The organism is Phycisphaerae bacterium (assembly GCA_035384605.1).
Classification (GTDB): domain Bacteria; phylum Planctomycetota; class Phycisphaerae; order UBA1845; family PWPN01; genus JAUCQB01.
The window spans coordinates 23556-40196 of sequence record DAOOIV010000045.1; the positions used below are offsets into that span (position 1 = coordinate 23556).

Below are 16641 nucleotides of genomic sequence, written 5' to 3' on the forward strand. Positions count from 1 at the left end.
GACCGCTATCACACGATGGATGTGAGACAGATACTCGAACCTCTCTCAAACAGCAAGCGGGTGGCAGAAATGAACACCTGAGGCGGACCGCCTTTTCGCGGGCCGTAACCCAAGCGATCTGCGATCCAGAGACATGCGCGCAAGCCGCACAGATGTCTGGCCGTAAGGTTCCAAGGTAAGGAAACCCTTGATCCGCCTATGAACGAGGCGAGGCGATCAGAGATCGTGCTCCTGGGCATACTTGCGTGCCTGCTCAACGCCTTCCGCGTTGGGACGGAAATCGCGTCCCACCAACAGGCCCAGCGCCCGGGCTGCGCGACGACTGACCGGCCCTTCCAGAATCAGCAGGCGCAAGATCACGTGCTTGCAGCTCCAGCTACCCAACCGGGCCAGGGCTTCGGCGGCGCGGACGGCAACGGCGTCGTCCTGATGATGCAGAAGCTGTTGCAGCGGTTCCAGGGCCTCCGGATGCCCCATCATCCCCAGCGCCTCGGCCGCCTCGCCCTGAATCTCTGGGTTACTATCCCGCAGCATGGAGACAAGACAAGTCAAACCTTCCCTGCCGGCCATGCTCTGCAAAACGGGAATGCACGCGCGACGAACAACGTGATCCGAAGACATCGAGGCCATGACGACCTTGGCGACCATACTCTTCGTTCGCCGGTGAGCGGCCGAAACCATCGCCAGAAACTGCAGCACTCGTTGACGCGACGGGACCTTGTCGTCGTCCTCGACCGAGTCCTTTTCATCGCCGTAGCGAGCTTCCTGGACAACGACCTGGTTGTAGTTCCGAGGATCAAGCCGCGGGTCTTCTGCAGCACCAAACTGAACGCCGGTCAGGTACCATCCTTCCCGCAGCCAGCGCGAATAGACCACTTTTGCTGAAAGAGAACGGATCTTGCCGCCGCTGAGCGAAAGGCTGACCAGAATACCGCAACGCCGGGCAAAATGCTGACGGCTCAAGAAGCTCAAGCCACCCGCGGCAACCTCACGCGTTCTTCCCACGGTGTAGAGCACCGACTCGCCGTCGGGGCCGATAAACCTGACTTCGCACGGGATGCGCGCCGTCTTGCGCACATGGGCCCTCTTCTCAGCCCAGCGGGAGTCCTCGCGGCTCGCCTGTTCATCCACCTCCAGGAGCATCTCCAGGATCTCGGCATCCCGCGCATCCACGGTCGTCTGTATCTGAGTCTCATCCATGGCCCGGGCCAATAGGATCTCGCTTGCAGTCCTGAACCTTTGCTATGATCGGAACAACTTACGCGCTTCGTTGAGCCCACGACCTCGCTCAAGGGCCGCAAGTCAGCCCCACGCCTGAAAAGCGATCTCAAGGCAAATCGGCCGGCCGCCGAAGACGCCTGAATGAACGGTCAACTTCCTGATAACCCGCCTCCGCGTCTTTTTCAGTCCTTCAACCCCTGGCTGCGGGGGGCCCTCAAAGAATAAGAGCGTGGGTCGCGCCCCCCGGCGGAAATCGACGCTTGCCATCAACCCAGCGGCTCGGCCTGCTCATCGGTAACCGGAGACCACCGCCTGCCAGTCGCCCTCAGACAGGACGACAACGGCGAAAGCAACGCTGACGGTACTTCAAGATTCGGCCAGAACATGGGGGGTATTTACCACATCTTCGAAAGCTGACCCCCAGGACACCCGTATGGCTTGTCCGCGCGTCCGATAACACGGCACGGATGACACCGAAAAGGCCGCACAATCTGGGTGACGGGCTTTCAATTTGCCAGCCGCCGGAAGCGTATGTGCCGGAGGGCGCTTCCAGTATCCCAATTGGCAATCCCGAAGGGCCGGGCCGCCTCTTGCTCCCACCAAACGCTGAAGCTGCGACCTTCCCGCTCCAGGCTGATCATGTGCTGATCGTCGATCCAAACGTCGATCTTCTTCGTCGTGACCCGCAAGTGGATGACATACCATCGGTTGCTCTCAAACGACATGCTGTTGGTGGTCATGTTCTCGGCCGCGGGCATGTGGTCGACGTTCGACAACCCTACCACCGAACCACCCCAGCCCCCGATAATCAGCGTGCACGGCTCCTGACCGACCGGAAAAGTCATCCCGCAGAAGAAATCGTGCCCGTCGGTTCGCATGGCCTCCAACCAAACCTCGTAGTTCTCGCTCGGAAAGGCACCATCCCAGCCGATACCCGTCTGCAACTGGCCGCGTTCCATCACGATCGTACCGTTATCCACGCGAACTTCCTTGTGGCCCACAAACGCCTTCTCGGTCAGAACACGCCACCCACTCAGCGTCTTGCCGTCGAAAAGGCTGACCCATTCACCCGGCGCGGCCTCCAGCAGCACCGACGGCCGGGACGCCGCGGGATCCGGGACCGACGGTCGGACACCGGGGGGAACGTTCGCCACGGGCACCTTGTCCACACAACCCGCCGCTGCAAACGCACAAATCGCCGCCAAACCTTTCGTGGAGTATCTCAACGACCAGTTCTCCGCTCACGATGAACCAACGCCGCGATGCATCAACCTCAGACCCTGAGGCGAACCGCCATTTTGCGGGCCGCAATCCAAGCGCACTGCGATCCGGAAACACGCGCGCAACCCACACAGGTTTCCGGCCGTAAGGTTCTATTGCTCCAGGCTCAACAACATGCCCTGACCGGGTGCCAGCCAGTTGTTTTCACCGGCCCAGGGGTGCAGCCCGCCGGAGTAGGAATTGACCTGCATGATCCGACCGGCCTGCTTGAACCTGATCGTGAAACTGGTCGATTTGTGAAGGTCCTTGTTGACCACCATCACGAACGACCGGCCACCCGGGCCCTCAAACTCGCCCACCACGAATCTCCCGCCGCTCACTTCCTGAATGAACTTGCTGCTTGTGAGGTCCTGGCACCCCTTCGGCACGTCGGGATGATGAAAGACATTGACGCTCTTCAGCTTGATGTACGTTGGGGCAAGCTGATGAATCTGCAGATTGACGTTCCGCAGCATGTCCCACGTCGCCGTCTTATGCCCAAACTGATCGATCGGCGCAAGACGGTAGTTGCCCGTGGGCGGGGCGAAGTAGGTGAAATAGCTGATGCCTCGGGCGCCGTAGGCAAGCGTCGTGTAAGCCTGAAACCGCAGGCCGTTTTCGCTCGGCTCGGCGTAGTGGAAGTGCGCGTTCGAGAGAACGATGTTCCAGAACGGCAGGTTGTACTTCTGGGCGATCCTTCGCACCGACTCAAGGTTCTGAAAATAGCCGTCCTTCAACGAACCGTCGTCCATCAGCGCGTAGTGGTCATAGCTGATAAAACCGGGCTTGACGATGGTGACGAACGATTCCACGTACTCGTCGTAGGTATTGACCCCCAACTGGGGGATCGAGGCAACGTTTGGAAAAAGGTTGATGTAACAACGAGCGTCCGGATCGACCTTGCGATAAACGGCCACCCAATTGGCCAAACCGGGAAACGCATGGGCCGTCGGCTCATCGCGCAGGTAATACCCGAACAGGGCCGGATGCTTGCCCACCTGCTTGACCAGCGGTTCGACGCGTCTGGCAATCTCGTCTTCATCCAGTTTGGCCTCGGCATCGCCCACGTGCGTGTTGTGCCCGGAGACAATGCACTTGAGCCCCGCCGCCTGGACCGCATCGAGCCCCTCGGGGGGCACGAACCCGGCCAAGTTGAATCCGCAGTCGGCAATCTCTTTCAGCACCGCCGGGTCGGGCTTCGTGCCGCCCCAGGGCAGGATGGCGAAGTCCTCCGGTGCCACCCGCTTGACCTCCGCCCCGAAGACAGCTCCTGACAGGGTTGACCCAATAATGAGCAGCCGTGTCGCAGTTGATACGCGCATGGTCGTGTCTCCTTGTTGAACAAGCGCAGATGGACTTCCGCACCCTATGCTAATAGATACCCGGGAATCGGCAACCTCGCGAACCGCGCCCCCCCGCCGGCCGCTCTTCTGGTATGCCTTCCTGTCCGAAAGACACGGATTTCAGTATACTCCCCTTCGGTCGAAAACCGGTGGGGGCGCGGGCTAACGCTGCCCAACGGCCGGCAGCATGAAAACCATTGTGACCAACGGCCCAAATGGGGTCTATCATAAGTAGGCCGACGAACAGCCGAAAAACGGGCTTGCCGCGATCGCCTCCTGCCCCCGGCGTTTCTCGTACGGCCCGGCCGCGGGCGGCATGAGTCGACAACAGGCAGGCCATATTGGAGACGCAAGCGAACCGAAAAGGGACAGAAAACATGCACGCGCGAGAAATCGGCAACGGCATCCATTGCATCGCGATGGTTCACTGGGAGCGGCGGCTGTTCGACTCATTGATTCCCCTGCCTGACGGCACCAGCTACAACGCTTATCTGGTACGGGGCAACAGCGCGACCGCGTTGATCGACAGCGCCGACCCGGCCCTCCAGGAAGAGCTGATGAGAGAGCTCGAAGGCCTGGGGCACCTCGATTACGTGATCTCGCAGCATTCCGAGCAGGACCATTCGGGCGCCATACCCGTCGTGCTCAAGCGATTTCCCAACGCCACACTGGTCTGCAGCACCAAGGCGCGAGATCTCCTGACCACCCATCTGCACGTGCCAGACGAACATATCCGGACGGTCACCGACGGCCAGACCATCGACCTGGGCGGAAAAACGCTGCAATTCGTCGAGACACCCTGGGTCCATTGGCCCGAAACGATCTGCACCTACATTCCCGAGGATAAATGCCTGTTCTCCTGCGACTTTTTCGGCTCGCACCTGGCGACTACCGACCTGTATGTCACCGACCAGGCACGCGTCTACGAGGCCGCCAAACGCTACTACGCGGAAATCATGATGCCCTTCCGCAAAGTGATCACCCGGAACCTGGAGAAGATCCGTGCCCTCGATTTTCGCAAGATCGCCCCGAGCCACGGCCCGGTCTATGACAAGCCCGAGTTCATTATCGAGGCCTATCAGGATTGGGTGTCACCGACAATGAAGAACGAGGTTGTCCTGCCCTATGTCAGCATGCACGGAAGTACGGCAGCAATGGCCAAACACCTCGTCGCCGCCCTGGCAGATCGCGGCGTCACTGTCCATGTTTTCGATCTGGCAGTCGCCGACATTGGCAAGTTGGCAATCGCCCTGGTGGATGCGGCTACGTTGATCGTGGGCACGCCGACCGTGCACGTCGGCCCACACCCCGCCGTCCACTACGCCGCGCATCTGACCGATCTGCTTCGCCCCAAGCTCAAGTATGCCGCAATCATCGGCTCCTACGGCTGGAGCAGCAAGGCGATCGAACAGATCACCGGCCTTATTCCAAACCTGAAGGTCGAGGTGCTCGGAACGGTATTGCACAAAGGAATGCCGACGGCGGAGACTTTTGCGCAGCTCGATAAGCTGGCCGACGCCGTCGCCAAGGCTCATCACCAAGACGAACTGGTCCGAACGTAGACCAGCCGGCTCACGTCGAACGGCATAGGGCTATACCCGCTGCCGAGACTCAGATCGAAGAGGCCTAGGCGCCGGGGAATCGAGGCTTTCCAGCGTCCTTTTCGGGTTGCCGACTCTTGCCAATTCGGTGGCTGCCTTCGGCGGCTTTCGGCCGTTGCAGCCGAAGCTGCGGCGTCCCACGGGAAGGCTGCCCGCCGGCGCACAACTGACCGACCGGAAACGCCCCTCGCATCGGGCGAACACGGACGCGGTAAGACGCCGTACCTTCGCCGCGCAGCCCGCGACTCGGACCTGCCGCTCGACTTGTCGGCATCCGGCACGGCTCCGCCGCCGCCCGGAAGATCGGCGGCTCGATTCCTTACTCTGGGCGATCCGACGGTTCCGGCGCTTGAGGGGCATTCAGGTATTGCTGGAACAGACCGAAGTCGGATTGGTCGACATCCCCGTCGGCGTCGAAATCGGCCGCAATCTTGTCCTGGGCGTCCGGCGTGAGGATGCAGTCCGGCGGAAGATGCCCCGGACGATATGGCACGCCGGGACCGGTCGCACACGCATCAAAGATTTCGAAATCGGTCGAATCCACCAAGCCACTGTGATCGAAGTCCGCCGCCACGGCAGGGGCGTAACTCGCCGCCTCGCCCACGGAACCGTCGATGGCCGAGAGCTTCGTCCTGCAGTAATTCGACGCATTCGTCTGCAACACGAGCACGGCGCTGCTGCTCCCCGGGTCGAGTGCCCCAGGACCAATTCCGGCCAGGAATGTAAAGAAGATTCCGTCCCCGGTGCTGGACAAGCTGATACTCGCCGGCGGTCTGCCCTCGCCGGGTACCTGGTAGCTCGCGTCCACCATCAATCCGGCAAAGCCAACCAGCCCCAACTGAGTGATCACGTTGGCGCTGCCGGGATGGTTGGTCACCTGGTAAGTAAATGTGAGCCCGCCGAGAGGATTTGAAGCGTCTCCGGCAATGACCATCGTGGTCGCGCTGCCGCTGAAGGTGGCCGCTACAAGAGGCACCGCGACCGCGCCGGCAATGACCTCACCGCCGACAGGGTCCGGCTCGCCCGGGACAGGATACAGCATCCCGCCCGGTAGCAAGGGTGCCGCGAGCATGGGCGCCGGAACGGCAAGAATCGTGACCACGATGATGGCTGATGCGGCTGCAAACAGGGATGGCTTCTTCATGATCTTTCCCTCCTGCCCGGTAGATGGTCCCGGGGTCTCCTCGTCAGGATGACTGAACGCTAAACGGCAGCGTAGAGGCAATCGTCGCGCGGGACAGGCATCTTGCCGACCAAACGATGAACCCGTCCCTCCGCCTTAGAGAGCCCTACGCTGCACCCTGGTATGATACCTCACCCCCCAGGCCGCGTCGAGACCGTTTGGGGCGTCTGGAAGAAGCCGCGCGACCTGTAGCGGGCGCCACCCGCCACTCTCGCCCTGGGCAGGGTACACCTTCACCGGGTTGGGCCTTTTTCCGTATGAACCGTTCACTCCTTTTTCCTCGACGAAGCCGTACATCGAAAAAAAAGCCGCCACCCCTGGGGGCGGCGGCTGAATAACCTTTACGAATGTCGGCAAAAATCAGGCGTGCCTGCGCCGACGGAGCACGAAAGCCGTGCCGAGCCCCAGAAGGGCCAGCGCGGCGGGTTCGGGGATCGGTCCAACGCTGGGAACGCTGGCGATCGAACCATCAATGACGTACGCCGTAGTATGGACCCATCTCGGGGCGTCCGTCTGGACGACGAGCCACGTGCTGCTCATGCCCGGTCTCAGTACACCCGGGCCGAGCGGGAAGCCCGCGAAACTGAAACCGACCACATCCGGCGTCGAACGATTGATATACGCCGGAGGTACCGCGCCGCCCAAAGGCAGTGGGGGCATTGACGTTCCTGGCGCCTGATAACTCGCATCGGTCTGCCAACCCGTGTAATCAATGACGGTAAGACGACCGATGTCGTTTGTGCTGCCCGCATTGTTGCTCACCATGTAGGCAAAGGTGAGCCCGCCCCACGGATTCGTGGGATCACCGGCAATCACCACCGACTCAAGCGCGCCGCTGAATGCACCGCCTACAAACGGCAGCGGACCAGTGGTGAACAGGACAAGGCCCGGCAGTGGGTCCAGTTCCAGCGGTGCCGGGTACAGGGTCCCGCCGACCGGCAAAAACGCACCCGAGGCCATGGGCACGCCACAAACCAAAACAACAAGCGCAGATACAAAACCGAGTCGACTCGTAGACGTGTGCATTTTCCACGCTCCTATGCTTTACCCCTGCAATTCCCCACGCTACGACGACTCCGCCGTAGCTTTTCCAGTGCTTCATGGTATGGCAGCCCTCCCCGTTTTGCAAGGGGCATTCCGAAAAAAACCTAGCTTTTGGGGTCGCTGGGCCGATAACGACATTAGTTATTCTCCTTAAAGGTTTTATGATCGCCTTGCTGCAGCGCTGTACCTGTCCCGGGCCAGTCCGTTGATGGATTATCGGCCATCGAGGGGGACCCCGGCCGGCATGATGAGGGCGCTAGCCGCGCCGGCCACGGACCATTTCGCGGTTCCCGAGCTGTCCGCACGCAGCCATGTGTTCGCGGCCCTTGGTGAGGCGCCGTTTCACGACCTGCCCTTCTTCCTTGAGCCAGACAATGAACTGCCTGACGATCTGCTCATCAGGTGCCGGCCAGGGCGACTCGTGCCGCGGGTTGTACGGAATGACGTTGACGACGCACTTGAGCGGTCGAAGGTACTCCGCCAGTTGAAGAGCATGTTCGCGCTGATCGTTGACGCCAGGGATCAATACATACTCGATCATGAGAAACTGGCACCTACGCAACGGGTAGGCCAACAGGACCTCGCGAAGCTTGTCCATGGGTTCGAGTCGGTTCACCGGCATGATTCGCGAGCGGATTTCATCGTTCGGAGCATTGAGCGAAATCGCCAGATTGATCCGACGCCGGCCCATTGCAGCCAATCGTCTGATCCCCTCGGTTCGCCCGACGGTGGAGATCGCGATCCGCTCACAGGAAATCGACAGCCCTGCCGGATCGTTCAGCACTGCAACGGCCCGGACCACATTGTCGAAGTTGTCAAATGGCTCGCCCATGCCCATGAAGACGATGTTGCGGACCTTCTGCCCGAAGTGGGTTCTCACCGCGACCACCTGCCCGACAATCTCGGACACCGACAGATTACGCACCAGACCCATCTGGCCCGTCTCGCAGAACACGCAACCGCGGGCGCAACCGATTTGCGATGAGACGCACAGCGACTTCCATTCCCTCCCGTGCCGCCGCATGGGAACCATGACGCTCTCGGTCTCCAAGCCGTCGTGCGTGCGTTGCACGAACTTGATTAAATCGCCGTCCTCGGTTTGTCGGACTACCGGCAGCAGGTCGGCCCGCATCCGATCACCCCCATGGCCCGCCAGCGCCGCGCGGTACTCGGCCCGCAGCGCCTTGATCTCGTGCACCCGGGCACCAACCGCCGACCGAACCTCGTCAAACGTCATCCCCAGAACGTCCACCAGCCGGTCTCCTTTCGTTGATCACTGAACGATTCCGGTCTATTCGCACAATCTCAAATCCAGAACGCGGATGGCCCGGTGTCTCCTTAACATGGTACGGCGAATCGCCCGTTTTCCCCGCACGATCACTTGCTTGCCGTCCATTTCCATCAACCGCCGACGGAAATCCCGATCCGCCATGTGTCGAGGTATGTCCAACTCGTGGCTTCCATCCGCCATGACCAAGTAGGCCAGAGGGGGCGGGTCCTCCGGAATTCCGGCCATGCCCGGTCCGTGCAGCAACTTGCCTCGGAACTCGCGCGGGCTGGTCAGCCACCAGATGTAGCCGCTTGCGCCTGCCAACATGGCGAAAACGAGCACCGGCGCAAGCCGTCGTCCTTTTGCGTGCATCAACGCGCCTGTGATCCCCTGCCAGTCGGGTCACGACTGAAGACCGATCGCTCTCACACGGGCAATGAGCCGGCGACAGAGCGAAAGCACATCTCTTCCCATCCTACTCTGCTCCTGGACCGAAACCGAGTGGGCGTTCCCCCCCGACAGTTGAGGCGAGCTCACCGTGCGAAGGCGGGGACAGGCAGCCATTCCGGCGCGCCGCCGCCCGATCCCGATACGACCACCTGTATGAGATGCTCATGATCAACTACATGGTGGTCGCCGACGCTCTCCGTCCGCCGCCCGCCCGGGCAACCTTGACGTACCAGACGCCGACGAATCGGATCGAGGAGCATCCGGGGGAGACGTACCAGCCGGCCATGACGTACAGGGCAAGGCGATTGAGCTTTGTGGCAGATCCATTCTCGCAAGCGACGGCCGGACAGGATCGTCGGACCCGCCCTGAGAGCAATACCCGAAGTCGCGACCGGCACACCGGCATGGGGCGGCACCCCAATCGACGTCAATCGTACCCCAGTTCGCGAAGCTGGCGCTCATCCAGACCGAAGTGATGACCGACCTCGTGCAGAACGGTCTTGCGGATCTGACGGATCATACGCCTGCGATCCTTGCACATCCGCTCGATGTTTTGTTTGTAGATGACGATTCGCTCGGGATAGCGATAGGGATCCTCCACATGCCGCTCCGTCAGCGGTGTCCCCCGATACAAGCCGAGCAGCGAACGGGGATCCCCAATGCCCATCTCGCGGCAGGTATCCTCATCGGGCATCTCCTCGATATCTACCGCGATGTCCTGAAGATAGCGGTGAAACCCTTCCGGAATCGATTGGATCGCCTCGTCGACCACCAGCTCGAATTCGTCATCGCTCATCCGCACAGACAGCCTCCCTCCGGGATACTGGCTCGCCAACCGCGCAGGCTCTACAATATCGACCGGCAGAACCGACGTTCTCCACCGCCGATTTCATGGAGGAGTATAGCCCGTAATGAACCACAATCACAACGTCCGAGCTGTTGTCCTGACGCTCTTCACGCTGTCCCTCGCCGCCATGACCGGCTGCGGCCCACAGTCGTTCAAGATCACTCCCGTTCCGGCCGACCGGACGCTGGAAGAGTCCGTGGTATTGGACGAGGGCGGTTTGTTGACTCCCAAGATCGCCCTCATCGACGTCGACGGGATCATCATGAACCGCCAGCAGAGCGGCCTTTTCAGCGACGGCGAGCATCCCGTCTCGCTGCTGATCGAGAAACTCGACAAGGCGGCCAAGGATAAGTCCGTTAAAGCGCTCATCCTGCGAATCAACAGCCCCGGCGGCAGCGTGACCGCCAGCGACATCATGTACTCCGAAGTGCTGCGATTCAAGAAGGAAACCAAGGGCAAGCGTCCCGTGGTCGCGGTACTTTCCGACGTCGCCGCAAGCGGAGGTTACTATGTCGCCTGCGGCGCCGACCGCATCGTTGCCCACCCGACCACCGTAACCGGAAGCATCGGCGTCATCATGCAGATGATCAACTTCGCCGGCACGATGAGCAAGATCGGTGTGAAAGCTGACGCGATCACGTCTGGAAAAATGAAGGATGCGGGTTCGCCGCTCCGCGAGATGAGGCCGGAAGAACGCGAGGTGTTTCAGTCCCTGGTCGATCAGTTCTACGACCGCTTCGTCAAGGTCGTCGCCGACGGCCGGCCCAAGTTGACCGAAGAGCAAGTGCGAACGATCGCCGACGGGCGGGTCTGGTCCGCGCAGCAGGCTCTTGAGCTCGGACTGATCGACGAGATCGGAACGCTTCGCGACGCCGTTGCCGGCGTGAAGGAACAGGTTGGACTCAAGAAGGTGAAGGTGGTTACCTACCACCGGCCGCTCAACTGGAAACCCAACATTTACGCCGAGTCGCCTCCGGCCCAGCCTCAGGTCAATCTGATCAACGTGACCGTGCCCCCGACATGGGTCCGACCCGAGCCACAATTCATGTACCTCTGGGTCCCAGAACCATGATATGACGGAGCTCGGGCTTACCCTTTGTTATGCAGGCAGCCCCAGGCAGTTCGCCGCAGAGAGGTCATCGCGGCGTGCCTCGACGGGACGATGCCGACTGCAGCGCTTCAACAACGGAGCCTTCAGACGTCTCAGCGGCCTGAATCCGCGGCTCGGGGCGACTGAGGCCCACTTGCTCGCTGTGAACCTGCTGAACCTGACCCAGACACCAAACGGTCACTCCCACCAGTGCGCCTGCCAACAACATGCGACGCCACTTCACAGCAGTCCCCTTTCCTCGAACGACCTCGGCAGAGCGGATCGCGCCCGGCCGAAAGTCCTATTATCGGAATATGGGGTATCCTCCTTATAGTTTTCTTCCTGTCAATAGCCCCCTTCGACCGGACCGCACGCGCGGCCCGTGGCACTTGAGGCGGCTCTTCACTTTCGGAACCGCGACCGTACCTGTCCGGCGTACCCTCCGGCCAAGCCAACATGGCCCCCCTGCGGTTCGCAGGAAAAACGGGTGGGCGCGAGAGGGGGCAACGCCATAAAATGGGGAAACGCCGTCCGGAACCGTTGCCGGCCAAGGCGGTCCGGGGGGATTCCCGGATACGCGGGGCCATGTGGCCGTGTTGCGGATTCCATACCAACCAGATAACTGATTGATCGGTTGGGGGGGTTATGCAAACGCATCGATTTGTTGTGGCAGCGATGTCAGGGATCCTGTGCATCGCGCCGATCAGCCAAGCCGCTTTGACCGTCGGGGTCTCTTCCCCCATGCACAAGGTGATGATCGCAGGCCAACACAAGGGCTGGCCCTTCGAGCCTTATGAGGGAACGTTCGCCAGCACCTACAGCCTGGCGCTGGCCCGAGCGGAACATGAGGCCTTCCAGGTCGTCGTCATCCCCGACCAGAACGTCACCAATGCGAGCGTCACCGTATCGTCGCTCCAGCCAACCAGCGGCCAAGGCGCCTTCAATGGGCAGGTGAGCGTCTGGCTCGTCGGCCACGTGAAGGGTGCCGCCCAACCCCGGTCTGACCTCTATATCGAGTACCCTCCCTACCTGGTCAACTACAACCTCACCGACAGCGGCGGCTGGTGGCCCGACCCCCTACTGACTTTCAAAAACACGTGCAACATCAATGCCGGCGACCGCGTGGCGTTTTGGGTCAACGTCGCCACCACCAACACCACGCCGCCAGGCGACTACACGGCCACAGTTACCGTCTCCGCCGCCGGCCAGACGCCCGTAACCCTGTCGCTCAACGTGCGGGTCTGGAATTTCACCCTTCCGGCCCGGTCCTCACTGCCGACGGCCTTCTCCATGGACAGCCTCTGGCAGGCAAGCTGGATCTACGGGGGCAGTTGGTCAGGCACGATTCAGAACCAGTATTACCAGATGCAACAAGCCCATCGAATGAGCGTGACGGAGATCTACAATGCCGCGCCGAAGTCCCCCGGCTGGTTCACGCCCTGGCTCAACCTGAACAATGCCTTCTGCCTCAGCAAGGTACCCACGCAAAGCGCGAGCGGTCTGGCGACCCTGTACAACTACTTCATCAGTCTGGGACGACTGAACGAGACATACGTCTACGGCTACGACGAAGCGCCGTCGGACAAGTTCCAGGAGATGTACACAACCTTTTCCGGTATCCACTCTGATTACCCCGGTCTCCGCACGATGACCACAGCCTATGATTCCAGTTTCGGCACCTCTCCGACCACCTCTTTCCTGAGAGACGTCGTGGACATCTGGGTTCCCGGCACCGTCACCTACAACCGCACGGCGGCACAGGCGTTGCGGGCCGAAGGCAAGGACATGTGGTGGTATGTCGCCGAATATCCGCGTCACCCGACGGGGGCCAACTGGCTGCTCGAATACCCCTTCATCGAGGCCCGTCTGCTGATGGGGGCGATGACTTTCAAGTACAACCCCGGCGGTTTCCTCTACTATGCGGTGACCAACTACGGCCACGGTCTGTACGCTGCCGGGCTCATGAGCAAGAACGGACTGATCGAAAGCGGACCCTACACCAATTGGGATGCCCGTACTCTCTACAGCGAGAAGTACAACGGTTTCACCGACGCCGACGGATGTCTTTACTACCCCGGACCGGTGAATGTCGGGCCGCTGCCGTCCATCCGTTCCCAAAACATCCGCGATGGTCTCGAGGATTACGAGTACCTGGTCTTGCTCAAGGACATCGCCGGCAAGCTGGGACGCTGCCCGTCAACACCCGAGGTCGATGCCTACGTGCAGTCGGCCCGGGCACTGCTCGCCGTGCCCGCCGAGGTGGTTGCAGGCCTGTCAACCTCGGCCTACACCCGTGACCCGGCAGTCCTCTACGGCTACCGGCAACAGTTGGCCGAGGCAATCGTCCAAGGCCAGGCCCTGCTGCTTGTCATGCCGGTCCCGCCCGACTCGGACGGTGACGGTGTGGGCGACTCCTGTGACAACTGCCCCAACGTTCACAATCCTGATCAGGCCAACACGGACGGTGATAGTCTGGGCGATGCCTGCGACGCGGATATCGACGGCGACGGCATCCTCAACGCTCAGGACAACTGCCCGTATGTTCACAATCTCAGCCAACTTGACTCAGACGGCGACGGCATCGGCAATGCCTGCGACAACTGCCCGGACGTGAACAACCCCGACCAGCTCGACTCAGACGGCGACGGCCGGGGCAACCGCTGTGACAAGTGTCCCAGCGTATATGATCCCGACCAGCTCGATTCAGACGGCGACGGCGTGGGCGATTTGTGCGACAACTGCCCAACCGTGCACAACCCGGATCAGGCCGACGACGACGAGGATACCATCGGCGATCTGTGCGATCCCGACCCCCTTGGCGGCCGCCGACTCGACGAGCGTTTCGACGGCATGTTGACCGGCGACAAGAAGATCGGCTCCTGGAACCTGTCGTCAATGCAAGCCCGTTGGCCCCTGACCTATACCTACGCCGGCTCAACCGGCGGAACGTTCGCGACGAACACGGGCCTCGAACCGGGCGGCGGCGCAATGAACACGACAAAAACGTCGTACCGCATGACGGCCAATCTCGAACCGAACATGTCCGGCACCTATGGAGAGGGTAACGTGGGTATCGGCACGGGCAAAGTTCTCTTCGGCACCGACGACAAGCCTTTGACGCTCGAATTCACGGTGGACTTTCGCGGTGAAACGTACGGCAGCCGTTCAAATTTCTACGTTGAACTCTCGCTCGATGCCGAACAGGCCCCTCGCCAAGGCATGACCTCTGAGGATCCGGATCTGGGAAACGGAGACCAGGGCCCCTGGCGGGCGGACCGGGTTCACAACGTCCTGGCGATAGGCTCTTTTACGGCCGTCAACCGCGATCCGGTTGCCGCCTTGAGCGCCGGCACCATGGGCGCGGCCTGCTACTTCGACGGCCTCCGATGGCACTACAGCAAGCAGATGTACGACCTTGACGGCAACCCCGTCAGCTTGTGGAAAAGCTCCTTTGGCGGACTGACGACCTTCAAAATGATCATCCGCTCCCACACGGTCACCATTCAGCTTACCAACCCCGACGACACCCCGACCGTGCGGGGCCCCCATACCGTCCCCCGCGTCTACACCGGCGGATTCAACCGCGTCAGCCTGACCATGGGCAACCCCCTGAGCGATGCCGCCCGTTACAGCTTCGTGGACAACATCTCGGTGCGCAACGGCCTCATTCTCGATCCGACGCAAACCGGGGCCTGTTGCCTGCCGGATCAGACGTGCAGTGAAATACTGTCGGTCAGTTGTGCAACCGCCGGCGGCAGCTATCAAGGCGACGGCACGAGCTGTGACTCCAATCCGTGCGCCCCGCCGGTTCTTGTTGTCAACGCCGGACCGGACAAGGAAATCAACCTCGGCGGCCGGGCTATCCTGGAAGGCATGGTAAGCGGTGGAACCCCCCCGTACTTCATCGAATGGTCACCGGCAGAGGGACTGGACAATCCCGAGGCGCTCCAGCCCACCGCCTCGCCCGCCGTCACCACTACTTACACCCTGACCGTCACCGACGCAATGAGCGTGCAGGCCGCCGATACCGTGCTGGTCAACGTGACCGACCCGGGCATCCCGGCGGATATGGACGGGGACGGAGACGTGGATCAAGCCGACTTCGGCCTCTTCCAGGTCTGCATCAGCGGCTCCAGCGTGCCGCAAACCGAACCCGCCTGCCGGGGCGCCAAACTGGACGACGACGACGACGTGGACGCGGACGACGTGTCCCTTTTCACCCGCTGTGTCAGCGGCGCCGGTGTTCCGGGGGACCGGCAATGCGCAGGCCCCTTCCCGCCCGCCATCACGCTACACCCGATCAGCCAGTCCATTGCGGCCGGCGAGTCTGTCGTCTTCACCGTGCAGGCGGCTGGTAGCGCCCCGCTGAGCTACCAGTGGCAAAAAGACCTGGTCAACCTCAACAATGGCGGGCACTACTCCGGCGCGAATACCAGCACCTTGTCCATCACCAACGCCGACGGCAACGACGCAGCCGACTACCGCTGTGTCGTTACCAATGCCCACGGCAGCGCAACGTCCAACGCCGCAACGCTCAAAGTCACCTCCGTCTCTCCGTCTGAAGGCTGCTTCACCAACAACGACCTCGAGACCTTCATCTCGGGCGTCGCCGCCGGTTGGACCAGCGCCGGAAGCAGCGCCTCCTACTCCGCCAGTACCGACGCCTACTCCGGCTCGTATTCACAGGAGATCAAATGGACCTCCGCCGGCGCCAAGATGTCGGTGATCTATCAGCAGGTCTGGCTGAAAGTGGGCGTACCGTACACAATCCGGGCTTACTTCCGGATGAACGATACCAGCCGCGTCAACGGCCTGATCCGCGTGGACTACAACGGCGGCACAGACCCGAACATCTACGACCTCTCGACAAGCGCTCCGCGGCTCGAATGGGGGAGCAAGTCCCTGACATTCACCAGGACAACCGGCTCCGATGGATGGGCCACCGTCTTCGTCGGCGGCTACGGAAGCCTCGTGCACAGCAACGACTGGTGCCGCATCGACCTCATAACCCCCGCCTGCGCGGCCAACTGAGTGGAACGTAAGAACAATCGACTCGGAGGTTGGTCGTTGTTGACGGTGCGGCAGACATCAGCTCACCGACGCCTTCGCTGATCCGGTACTGCTTCAACGAGGCGGACCGGGCAAGGATTCAGCCTTGGTCAGCGACGGGGCCGTCGAAGTCGAAGTAACCGACCGTTCGACGACTGCCGGTTCGCCGCCGAGCCTTTCACACATGAGCTCCCAAAAGGCGGGCTTGTCTTGAGCAACAGAGGGCACGATTCGATCATTCAGAAAAACGGTCGGCGTGGCATCCACCGCCAGCCTGTGGCCC

At 61.5% G+C, this 16641-nt stretch carries 12 protein-coding genes; 3 read left to right on the forward strand and 9 right to left on the reverse strand.

Going from position 1 to position 16641, the window contains the following annotated elements:
- Window positions 1-216: 216 nt before the first annotated feature.
- From PLL20_11515 to PLL20_11525, 3 genes are all read right to left on the reverse strand, one after another.
- Window positions 217-1200 carry a HEAT repeat domain-containing protein gene (locus tag PLL20_11515; protein HPD30616.1) on the reverse strand — a complete coding sequence of 328 codons (984 nt, stop codon included), beginning with the start codon at window positions 1198-1200 and terminating at the stop codon, window positions 217-219.
- A gap of 527 nt (window positions 1201-1727) precedes the next feature.
- Window positions 1728-2447, reverse strand: coding sequence for a DUF1080 domain-containing protein (locus PLL20_11520; GenBank protein HPD30617.1), 720 nt, complete (start codon window positions 2445-2447; stop codon window positions 1728-1730).
- Between the two features lie 147 nt (window positions 2448-2594).
- Window positions 2595-3803: a hypothetical protein gene (locus PLL20_11525; protein HPD30618.1), complete on the reverse strand. Its 1209-nt coding sequence runs from the start codon at window positions 3801-3803 to the stop codon at window positions 2595-2597.
- Between the two features lie 398 nt (window positions 3804-4201).
- On the opposite strand from PLL20_11525, the gene PLL20_11530 reads away from it, so the two are divergent.
- Window positions 4202-5386, forward strand: a complete 1185-nt coding sequence (locus tag PLL20_11530) for an FprA family A-type flavoprotein (GenBank protein HPD30619.1) — start codon at window positions 4202-4204, stop codon at window positions 5384-5386.
- A gap of 358 nt (window positions 5387-5744) precedes the next feature.
- Here the strand turns inward: PLL20_11530 and PLL20_11535 are convergent, their stop codons facing one another.
- The 5 genes from PLL20_11535 to PLL20_11555 form a co-directional block, all read right to left on the reverse strand.
- Complete coding sequence (locus PLL20_11535; protein ID HPD30620.1) at window positions 5745-6569, reverse strand: hypothetical protein; 825 nt, start codon at window positions 6567-6569, stop codon at window positions 5745-5747.
- Between the two features lie 399 nt (window positions 6570-6968).
- On the reverse strand, window positions 6969-7568 hold the full coding sequence (locus PLL20_11540) for a PEP-CTERM sorting domain-containing protein (GenBank protein HPD30621.1): 600 nt from the start codon (window positions 7566-7568) through the stop codon (window positions 6969-6971).
- A 340-nt stretch (window positions 7569-7908) separates the two neighbouring features.
- Entirely contained in the window at window positions 7909-8904 is a 996-nt protein-coding gene (gene rlmN / locus PLL20_11545) for a 23S rRNA (adenine(2503)-C(2))-methyltransferase RlmN (GenBank protein ID HPD30622.1), read from the reverse strand.
- Window positions 8905-8943: 39 nt separating this feature from the next.
- Window positions 8944-9297, reverse strand: coding sequence for a hypothetical protein (locus PLL20_11550; GenBank protein ID HPD30623.1), 354 nt, complete (start codon window positions 9295-9297; stop codon window positions 8944-8946).
- Window positions 9298-9799: 502 nt separating this feature from the next.
- Window positions 9800-10168 carry a metallopeptidase family protein gene (locus PLL20_11555; GenBank protein HPD30624.1) on the reverse strand — a complete coding sequence of 123 codons (369 nt, stop codon included), beginning with the start codon at window positions 10166-10168 and terminating at the stop codon, window positions 9800-9802.
- A 115-nt stretch (window positions 10169-10283) separates the two neighbouring features.
- Here PLL20_11555 and sppA point away from each other — a divergent pair, with 115 nt between their 5' ends.
- Together sppA and PLL20_11565 are read left to right on the forward strand one after the other, a co-directional pair.
- Window positions 10284-11291, forward strand: coding sequence for a signal peptide peptidase SppA (gene sppA, locus PLL20_11560; protein HPD30625.1), 1008 nt, complete (start codon window positions 10284-10286; stop codon window positions 11289-11291).
- A 693-nt stretch (window positions 11292-11984) separates the two neighbouring features.
- Window positions 11985-16340 (forward strand): thrombospondin type 3 repeat-containing protein, encoded by a 4356-nt coding sequence (locus tag PLL20_11565; GenBank protein HPD30626.1) that lies wholly within the window; start codon window positions 11985-11987, stop codon window positions 16338-16340.
- A gap of 93 nt (window positions 16341-16433) precedes the next feature.
- Here PLL20_11565 and PLL20_11570 read toward each other — a convergent pair.
- On the reverse strand, window positions 16434-16641 hold a 208-nt coding region (locus PLL20_11570; protein HPD30627.1), incomplete at its 5' end, for a hypothetical protein.